Raw genomic sequence first — 3,414 nt, 5'->3', positions numbered from 1 at the left:
GCCCAGCGCTCTGACCCGCCGCAAAGGAACCCGCCATGCAGCCGCTCACCCTCGACGACATCCGCCAGCTCCCCGCCGTCGTCGACCTCATGACCGCCGCCCGCGCCTTCGGCCTCGGCCGCACCCTCGCCTACGAACTCGCCCGCCGCGGCGACTTCCCCTGCCCCGTCCACCGCATCGGCCGCCTCTACCGCGTCCACACCAGCGACCTCCTCCAAGCTCTTGACACCACCCGCTGAACCCGTAAGACCCGCAGCCCGTCGCCATCCACAACATCGTGAAACCCAGCCGCAGCCGAATTCCGGCCGTGTCAAATAGCAGGGATACGGAACCGAGGAATATCTGTAAAGAATTGAACAATGAGGGGACGCGACCGCCCGCTACCCGAGCACACCGGTCGCCCCGTCGGTCAGCTCGCGCACGATATCGGCGTGGCCGACGTGCCTGGCCGTCTCCTCGATCATATGAACGTAGATCCAACGCAGTGACACCCGACCCAGCTCGGGATGCGGGACCACGTCGTCGAGCGCGAACCCGGCCGCGACCTCTCGGGACAGCGCGCACGCACGATCGTATCCCGCCAGCACCACGTCGAGCGTGTCGGTCTCGGCGAGAACCCAGCTCACGCCCTCCTCCCCGGCTGGCGGCGCGTCAGGGCTGTCGACCAGCCGGTGAAACCAGTTCCGCTCCACCACGGTCAGGTGTTTGACAAGGCCGGTGAGCGTGGTGAGCGAGGGCAGCAGCCTGCGCCCGGCGTCCTGGTCGCTGACACCGCGCACCTTGTGAACGAGCACATCTTGGTAGAAGTCAAGGAACGCCTCAAGGGTTTCGCGCTCGCCGGCGGTACTGGCCTGCATGACCCGCAGCACTGGCTGGCGTGGCGGTGGCATACCGGACACCGTAGCGCGCCCTGGAAACGCGACCTGAGGGTACTCAACCCTGGTGTGCGCGTCCTCGTCATCGGAACCTGGCCGCGCCAGCCCTACCAGACAGTGTGGCTGAAACCCCGTCACCCACCAGGCCGGTCACAGCACCACGACTGGACGGCAACAGGACAGCAAATCACCCACCAAAACCCGAAGCGATTCAATGCAATCCTGACCCCGTCGCCTGTATGCCCATCCACCGCCAGTCTTTTCAGCTCACTCTTCAGAAAGTTGACTGTCAGCGGCATGGGGACGGCCGATCGCTTCAAGGGCGGTCGCCGCCCAGTCACGAGCATCCGGATTCGGATGCCCCAACGCACGGAGAAGCCGCGGCTCAGCCACCGCCCCGAGCAGTCCCAGACCGTGGACCACAGCCGACCGGATCCGCCAGTACTCGTCCCCCATATCGCCCGCGTCATCGACCAGGGCGGCATCGTCGAGAGCTTCCAACTGCCCCACAAGAACATCGACCGCAACATCACCACCGATCGCGGCGATGGCCGCCGCCTTACAACAGGCCGCCGACCTGTCCTCCCACCCGGCATCGCGCCGCAACGCGGTGAGCAGATACGGAATCGCCGCCGGATCACCCGCCTGCCCCAACGCGGCAGCCGCCCGATCCGACCGCGGCCCGAACACCACCAACTCCGCGATCAACTCATCGTCCATACCACTTCCGATCATCCTGCCATTCGGAACACTCTCCGCAACAATAGACAAGCATCAGCCCGGCGCGCTTCACAGCCGGCGTTCCCGCTGCAACGTCGCCCTGTCCGGCCAGCGGCACACAACCACCTCCCGCTGGCCAGCAGACAGTGCAGCCGGAACAGCCCCATGATCCACCAGTCCGCACACCCATACCACGCCACCTCACCCGGAATACAAATGTGAGATTTTCACACTTCCGGCCAACATCCCCGGATTCCCCGGGAAACGATAACATCAAAAAGAAGAGGAAAACATTCCGCGGTCGACGACGACAGCACCGACCGTATCCCACCCAGCTTCCAATAATTGCCCCGCCGAACAGCACGCATCATTCTGACGTGCATGGAATACTCGGCCGCCAGCGGTAACGGAAAGCTACCGGATGGAGTCAGCCGCAACACCGGCTGCACAGCCGACCCAGCGAACAGCGAAAAAACGCTCACCGAAATACCAGCCGCCGGGGATACCGGATCACACCCCAACCCATCGCCCAGCGGTCCGGACGCCCTCGCCACAACCGTCCGCGTCATCCTCCCGGATGAACCGCCGGTACTCACTCCCGACGCCGCCCGCATCCTGCTGCGTATCCTATGGAAGGCGCGGCATGCGGCTCGCCTTGATGACGCGGCGCAACCCGCTGAGCGCCCGCCTCCTCCCGACTCGCTGTGAGTGCCGGTGCCCCCACGTCCTCATCCGAAAGGTAGCCCCATGATCCGGTTTGCCTTCTACGGCCGCGTATCCACTGAAGACCAGCAAGACCCAGAAGCATCACGGAACTGGCAGCTCACCCGCGCCCATACGCTGGTCGAACCCCACGGCGAGATCGTGGCCGAGTTCTTCGACATCGGTCTGTCCCGATCCATCCCCTGGAAACGACGCCCGCAGGCAAACCTGCTCCTGGCCGCTCTCCGCCAGCCCGACCGTGCCTTCGATGCGGTCGTCATCGGCGAACCCCACCGCGCCTTCTACGGCAGCCAGTTCAGCCTGACCTTCCCCGTCTTCGAACACTACGGCGTCGGCCTGTGGGTCCCGGAAGTCGGCGGACCCATCGACCCCACCTCCGAAGCCCACGACCTGATCATGTCTGTGTTCGGAGGCATGTCCAAAGGCGAACGCAACCGGATCAAGATCCGGGTACGGGCCGCCATGGAAGCCCAGGCCAAAGTCGAGGGCCGCTACCTCGGCGGCCGACCCCCCTACGGCTATCGGCTCGCCGACGCCGGCCCGCATCCCAACCCCGCCAAAGCCGCCGACGGCCGACGCCTGCACCAGCTGGAAGCCGACCCGGACACCGCCCCGATCGTCAAACGGATCTACACCGAATACCTCACCGGACGAGGAATGTTCGCGATCGCCGAAGGACTCACCGCCGACGCAATCCCCTGCCCGTCCGCCCACGACCGCGCCCGCAACCGGCATCGCGACGGCATCGCCTGGTCCAAAGGCGCCGTCCGCGTGATCCTGACCAACCCCCGCTACACCGGCCGGCAGGTCTGGAACAAACAACGCAAGGACGAAGTCCTCATCGACGTCGACGACATCGGGCAGGGACACCAGACCAAGCTGCGCTGGAACGACACCACCGCCTGGGTGTGGTCCACCGACATCGCCCACCCGGCAATCATCGACGACGCGCTCTTCCAGCAGGTCCAGGCACGGCTCACCGCCCGCCGGCTCACCCCACCGGACGAACGCAGCCCCCGCCGCACCCCACGCCGCTACCTGCTGCGAGGCCTGCTCTACTGCGGGCTGTGCGGCCGCAAGATGCAAGGCAACTGGA

At 65.8% G+C, this 3,414-nt stretch carries 4 protein-coding genes; 2 read left to right on the top strand and 2 right to left on the bottom strand.

Features of this window, described 5'->3' with window-relative positions:
• Positions 1 to 35: 35 nt before the first annotated feature.
• Positions 36 to 239, top strand: a complete 204-nt coding sequence (locus tag DD1DGNOD_RS06495; RefSeq protein ID WP_131767475.1) for a helix-turn-helix domain-containing protein — start codon at positions 36 to 38, stop codon at positions 237 to 239.
• Between the two features lie 141 nt (positions 240 to 380).
• Here DD1DGNOD_RS06495 and DD1DGNOD_RS06490 read toward each other — a convergent pair whose 3' ends face one another.
• Positions 381 to 890, bottom strand: a complete 510-nt coding sequence (locus tag DD1DGNOD_RS06490) for a DinB family protein (protein ID WP_241251608.1) — start codon at positions 888 to 890, stop codon at positions 381 to 383.
• Between the two features lie 252 nt (positions 891 to 1,142).
• Positions 1,143 to 1,595, bottom strand: coding sequence for a HEAT repeat domain-containing protein (locus tag DD1DGNOD_RS06485; RefSeq protein WP_165035081.1), 453 nt, complete (start codon positions 1,593 to 1,595; stop codon positions 1,143 to 1,145).
• Between the two features lie 747 nt (positions 1,596 to 2,342).
• Between DD1DGNOD_RS06485 and DD1DGNOD_RS06480 the strand changes: the two genes are divergently transcribed.
• On the top strand, positions 2,343 to 3,414 hold a 1,072-nt coding region (locus tag DD1DGNOD_RS06480; protein WP_131769664.1), incomplete at its 3' end, for a recombinase family protein.

The organism is Candidatus Protofrankia californiensis, from assembly GCF_900634765.1.
Taxonomy (GTDB): domain Bacteria; phylum Actinomycetota; class Actinomycetes; order Frankiales; family Frankiaceae; genus Protofrankia; species Protofrankia californiensis.
The sequence above is the reverse complement of the archived record's forward strand: the minus strand, read 5'-3'. Positions and strand labels throughout refer to the sequence as shown.